Origin of the sequence: Streptomyces sp. PH10-H1 (assembly GCF_030063355.1) — a bacterium.
In the GTDB taxonomy this organism is placed as follows: domain Bacteria; phylum Actinomycetota; class Actinomycetes; order Streptomycetales; family Streptomycetaceae; genus Actinacidiphila.
The window spans coordinates 1-5,522 of the sequence record NZ_JASISZ010000158.1 but is presented as its reverse complement, the minus strand read 5'-3'; the positions used below and the strand labels follow the sequence as shown (position 1 = coordinate 5,522).

Sequence of the window (5,522 nt, the reverse complement as noted above, 5' to 3'; positions counted from 1 at the left end):
GTCCGCCCGTCGTCCAAACCCTCACCAGACCGCAACGGGCTACCCAACGTCACCATGGAAGAAACCATCGAAACCCATGCGCTCAGGCGTCTGACCAGCAGCGTTGCACTAACTCACCGGCATTGACAGGTCGGCGTAGGTTTTCGCATCGAGGCCGAAGGGTGGCGGGGGCGGTTTGCGGTCCTTGCTCATGCGGCCACCGTAGGCGGCTCGCGGCACGCGCGCCCGTCAGCCCAGGCGGGGAATCTCGATCGCCGGGCAGCGGTCCATGACCATCTCGGGGCCGGCCGCACGCGTCCGCTCGTACGCGGCCTCGTCGATCACCCCGAGCTGGAACCACACGGCCTTCGCCCCGGCCGCCACCGCCTGGTCGGCCACCCCTCCGGCGTGCTCGGAATTGATGAAGACGTCCACCACGTCGACCGGGAAGGGGATGTCGGCGAGCGAGGCGTAGCCCTGCTCGCCGTGCACAGTCTCGGCCTTGGGATGGATGGGAACGATCCGCTTGCCGAAACGTTGCAGCACCTGCGCGACGCCGTACGCCGCCCGCGCCTCGTTGTTCGACAGACCGACCACCGCCCAGGTGTCACCCAGGCCGGTCAGGATCTTCCGTACCGTCGCAGCATCGCCGTACACGTCGTCCTCCAGAAGGTGTCCCGCTCGTCGTGCCTGGTCAACGAGCGGCCGGTCCGGCCCATTCCCGGCGCGGGGCAGGTCGTAAGGTGGGCCGATGGTGGATCGCTATCTGACGGTCGGGCGCGCGGGCGTGTACGAGAGCGAGATCAAGCGCTCGCGCTTCCTCTGCGCGCTGGCGCCCGCGGACAGCGAGCAGACCGCGCAGGCCTTCGTCCAGGCGGTCCGCAAGGAGCACCCGAACGCGACCCACAACTGCTTCGCCTACGTCATCGGTGCCGACGGCCGTATCCACAAGGCCAGCGACGACGGCGAGCCCGGCGGCACCGCGGGCACCCCCATGCTGCAGGTGCTGCTGCGGCGCGAGGTGCGCGATGTCGTGGCCGTCGTCACCCGCTACTACGGGGGGATCCAGCTCGGCGCGGGCGGGCTGGTGCGCGCCTACGGCGGCGCCGTGTCCGCGGCGCTCGACGAACTGGGCACCATCGAACGGCAGCGCCTCGCCCTGCTGACGGTGGCGGCCGATCACCAGCGGGCGGGCAAGCTGGAGAACGATCTGCGATCCGCCGGGCGGACGGTACGGGGCGTGCGGTACGGCGCCGATGTGCGGATCGAGATCGCCCTGCCCGAGGCCGAGGTGGCGGCATTCCGCTCCTGGGTCGCCGACAGCACGTCAGGCGCCGCGACGGTCGAGGCCGGTGGCACGGAGTTCGTCGACGTGTAGCAGCGGACGTGCGGCGGAGGTGCGGTTGACGTACGGGTCCGCCGCCGGGGTCAGCCCAGTTCCAGACTGGTGACGCCGTACAGCCCGGCCTGATCGGCCTCCGGGGTCGGACCGGTGTACATGCGCGCGGTCTCGAAGGACGGTGTCAGGCCGAGTCGTTCCACGAGCCGCACCGCCGCGGTGTTGATGTCGGGCACGTCGATCGCCACCGGACCGTCCGGCACGGTCGCCGAGAGCGCGCCCACCAGGGCGGCGGCCACATCCGACGAGGCGGCATAGAGAGGCCCGATGCGTGAGGCCGCGCGGCACTCGCGCAGGACGGCGAAGCCGTGGAGTTCTCCGTCGCGCACCGCGGCCAGGGCGGTGCGCTGCGGGGCGGCGATCCAGGACGCCAGGAAACTGTCGCGCGCCGCCGGGAAGAAGCGACGGTCGTAGGCGGCGAGTTGGCCGAAGGGCAGGGTACGGGCGTCGACCAGGGTGATCCCCGGCGGCGTCGTGGTGTCCGCGGCCGGTGTGCCCTCGTAGCGGATGGTGTTCCACGCCGATCGGAAGCCGGATTTGCGGTAGTTGTCCTGTTGGGCCACCACTCCGTCGAGCCCGACGTTGCGGCCTTCGAGCCGTGCCATGCCGGCCTGCCAGAGCCGGATGCCGTAGCCCTGGCCGCGGAGCGGTGGGCGGGTGATGTAGAAGCCCAGGAACCCGAAGTCGTGGCCGTAGCGCACGACCGAGATGCAGGCGACGGGATCACCGTCCAGACGTCCGACCAGGAAGCCGTGCGGATCGGCTGCGAAGAAGGCGTAGCCATCGGTACGGCCCGGGTTCCAGCCTTCGTCGGCGGCCCAGTCCGCCATGAGCGCGATGTCGTCGGCGCTCGCGGCCGTGATCTCGAATGAGGGCACTTCTACTCCAAGGACGTCGTCGGGTTCGGTACTGGTCTACCCCAGGAGTGATCGTTTCCTCCTGGGCTTCGCGGATCACGGCCGATTTTCGCGGCCTTTCGGCCCCGGACGCGGGTGACAAACGGAGGTCCGTGGTGGACGAGGTGCCACCGGGCGCTAGCGTGGTGGGTGCCGACAGCTGGAGCCCGTGCTGGTCCGGTCGGGGTTTCGGTGCTGGTTCTGGGGCGGAGGAGACGGTAAACGTGCAGGTCGGGGCCTACGAGTGAGACTGCTGCACACCTCCGACTGGCATCTGGGACGATCGTTCCACCGCGAGAGCCTGCTGTCCGCCCAGGCGGCCTTCCTGGACCATCTCGTCGGCACGGTCCGCGGCGAAGCCGTCGACGCGGTGCTCGTCGCGGGCGACATCTACGACCGCGCGGTGCCGCCACTGGCCGCCGTCGAACTCTTCGACGACGCCCTGCACCGGCTCGCCGACCTCGGCGTCCCGACCGTGATGATCTCCGGAAACCACGACTCGGCCCGGCGGCTGGGCGTCGGATCCGGACTCATGGGCCGGGCCGGCATCCACCTGCGCACCGACCCGGCCCATTGCGCGATCCCCGTCATCCTGCCGGGCCCCGGCGGCGACACCGCGCTGTACGGACTGCCCTACCTCGAACCGGCCCTGGTCCGCGAGGAGTTCGGTGCCGAACGCGCCGACCACGCCGCCGTCCTGGGTGCGGCGATGGACCGGGTGCGCGCCGACCTGGCCGTCCGGCCGGCCGGTACCCGCTCGGTGGTGCTGGCGCACGCCTTCGTCACGGGCGGCGCGCCCAGCGACAGCGAGCGCGACATCACCGCGGGCGGCGTCGAGGCCGTGCCCGCCGAGATCTTCGCGGGTGTGGACTATGTGGCGCTCGGCCATCTGCACGGCTGCCAGACGATCACCGAACGGGTCAGGTACTCCGGCTCGCCGCTGGCGTACTCCTTCTCCGAGGCCCAGCACCGCAAGACCATGTGGCTGGTCGACCTCGGCCCGGACGGCGCGGTGACCGCCGAGCGTGTCGACTGCCCGGTGCCGCGCCCGCTCGCCCGAATCCGCGGCCGTCTCGTGGACCTGCTCGCCGATCCGGCGCTGGAGCGGCACACGGACGCGTGGATCGAGGCCACTCTCACCGATGCCTTCCGGCCGCCGGAACCGATGGCCGGCCTGGCCAAGCGCTTCCCGCACGTCCTCAGCCTGGCCTTCGACCCCGAGAACTCCGGTGCGGACCCGGCCGTTTCCTATGCGCAGCGGCTGCGCGGCCGCACCGACCAGCAGATCGCCGAGGACTTCGTGGCCCATGTGCGGGGCTCGGTCCCCGACGGCCGGGAACGGACCGTGCTGCGCGAGGCCCTGGACGCGGTACGCGCGCACCACGCGAGGACGGAAACGTAAGCGATGCGCCTGCACCGGCTCGACCTCACCGCCTTCGGCCCCTTCGCGGGCACCGAGAGCGTCGACTTCGACGAACTGTCCTCGGCCGGGCTCTTCCTCCTGCACGGCGCGACCGGGGCGGGCAAGACGTCCATCCTGGACGGCGTGTGCTTCGCCCTGTACGGCGAGGTCCCCGGCAGCCGGCCCGCCAGCCGGCTGCGCAGCGACCACGCCGCCCCCGCCACCCGCACCGAGGTCGTCCTTGAACTGCATGTCGGCGGACGCCACTTGGAGATCACCCGGCGGCCGGAGCAGCAGCGCCCGAAGAAGCGCGGGTCCGGGATGACGCCGGAGAAGGCCGTCACCCTGCTGCGCGAGCGCACCGACGGCGAGTGGCGCGCGCTGTCGAAGTCCCACCAGGAGATCGGTGAGGAACTGAAGCAGTTGATCGGGATGAGCCGGGAACAGTTCTGCCAGGTCGTGCTGCTGCCGCAGGGCGAGTTCGCCAACTTCCTGCGGGCCACCGCGGCCGAACGTGGCGCCCTGCTGGGCCGGTTGTTCGACACCCGCCGCTTCAAGGCCGTCGAGGAGTGGCTCAAGGAGCGGCGCCGCGCCGCCGAACAGCGGATCCAGACCGGCGACCAGGAACTCGACAACCTCGCCGGCCGCCTCGGACAGGCGGCCGGCCCCGGCGCCGAGCCGCTGGAGAACTGGCTGCCCGAGGGCGTGACGGCAGGACGCGTCGCGGCGGGACCCACCGATCCGGCCGCGCACATCCTGCAGTGGGCCGCCGTACTGCGCTGCACCGCCCGCGAGTGGCACGGCATCGCCGCAGGCGCGCTGTCGCTTGCCGAGGAGGCGCACGCGCGGGCCCGCGACGAGGCGGGCGCCGTACAGGAACTGCACGGGCTGCAGCAGCGCCACGCCACGGCCCGCCGCCACGCCGGGACCATCGCCGGATCCCGGGCCGAACGTGACGAGCAGCGCGCCCGGCTGGAGCGGGCCCACCGCGCCGCCGCGGTCGAACCCGCCCTGGAACTGCGGGAGAAGGCCGCGTCGCAGCACCAGGACGCGCTCACCGCCCGGCGTTCCGCGCGGGCGGAGCTGCCCCCGGACCTCGCCGAGGCGGGCGCGGAGCAGCTCACCCGGATCGCCAACGAGCTGCGTGAGGAACTCGGATCGCTCACCGAGGCGGAGGAGTTGGAGCGGCTGGTCGGTGAACTGGCCGCCCGCCGCGACCGGCTGGAGGCCGAGGCCCGCGGTGATGACGACGCCGCGCAGGAGGCCGCCGGCTGGCTCGACGGCTGGGAGCCCGAACGGCTTCGCCTGCAGCGGCGCGTCGATGACGCGCAGGCCGCCGCGGCGCGCGCCGGGACGCTGGACGCCGAGCGCGACCAGGCCCGTCGCCGCCTCGACGCCGCCCGCGAGCGCGACACCCACGCGCGCGCCCTGACCGTGGCCGAGGACCGGCATCGCGTGGCCTGGGACGGTACTGCCGTCGCCCGCGAGGTCTGGCAGGACGCCCGCGAAGCGCGCATCGCCGGCATCGCCGCCGAACTGGCCGCCGCCCTGGTGCCCGGCGAGAGCTGCCGGGTGTGCGGCTCCGCCGAGCACCCGGACCCGGCCCGCCCCTCGGGCCGTCAGGTCACCCGCGCGGACGAGGACGCCGCCTACGCCGCCTACCAGCGTGCGTCCGCCGCACAGAGCGCCGCGCAGGACGAACTGAGTGGCGCCCGCGCCGGCCGGGACGCCGCCCTGGCCGCTGCGGGCGACACCCCCGCGGACGAACTCGCCGCCGTGTACGCCGCGTTGGACGGCGAGTACGCGCTCACCGTGCGCGCCGCTGCCGCCACCCACGCCGCCCGCG

The 5,522-nt window shown here is 72.8% G+C and carries 5 protein-coding genes; 3 read left to right on the top strand and 2 right to left on the bottom strand.

Translation table 11 applies throughout. The features are described from left to right. Positions 1-228: 228 nt before the first annotated feature. Positions 229-636 (bottom strand): CoA-binding protein, encoded by a 408-nt coding sequence (locus QMK24_RS40535; RefSeq protein WP_283471926.1) that lies wholly within the window; start codon positions 634-636, stop codon positions 229-231. Positions 637-730: 94 nt separating this feature from the next. On the opposite strand from QMK24_RS40535, the gene QMK24_RS40530 reads away from it, so the two are divergent. Beyond that, complete coding sequence (locus QMK24_RS40530) at positions 731-1,357, top strand: YigZ family protein (RefSeq protein WP_283471925.1); 627 nt, start codon at positions 731-733, stop codon at positions 1,355-1,357. A gap of 50 nt (positions 1,358-1,407) precedes the next feature. Here QMK24_RS40530 and QMK24_RS40525 read toward each other — a convergent pair whose 3' ends face one another. Beyond that, positions 1,408-2,256, bottom strand: a complete 849-nt coding sequence (locus tag QMK24_RS40525) for a GNAT family N-acetyltransferase (protein ID WP_283471924.1) — start codon at positions 2,254-2,256, stop codon at positions 1,408-1,410. 262 nt (positions 2,257-2,518) lie between these two features. On the opposite strand from QMK24_RS40525, the gene QMK24_RS40520 reads away from it, so the two are divergent. Together QMK24_RS40520 and QMK24_RS40515 are read left to right on the top strand one after the other, a co-directional pair. Then, positions 2,519-3,676, top strand: a complete 1,158-nt coding sequence (locus tag QMK24_RS40520) for an exonuclease SbcCD subunit D (protein WP_283471923.1) — start codon at positions 2,519-2,521, stop codon at positions 3,674-3,676. A 3-nt stretch (positions 3,677-3,679) separates the two neighbouring features. Further along, positions 3,680-5,522: AAA family ATPase (locus tag QMK24_RS40515; protein ID WP_283471922.1), on the top strand; the 1,843-nt coding region annotated here is incomplete at its 3' end.

Coding starts and splice junctions, on each gene's coding strand:
- QMK24_RS40530 (WP_283471925.1), top strand. CDS start 731: ATGGTGGATCGCTATCTGACGGTCGGGCGCGCGGGCGTGTACGAGAGC.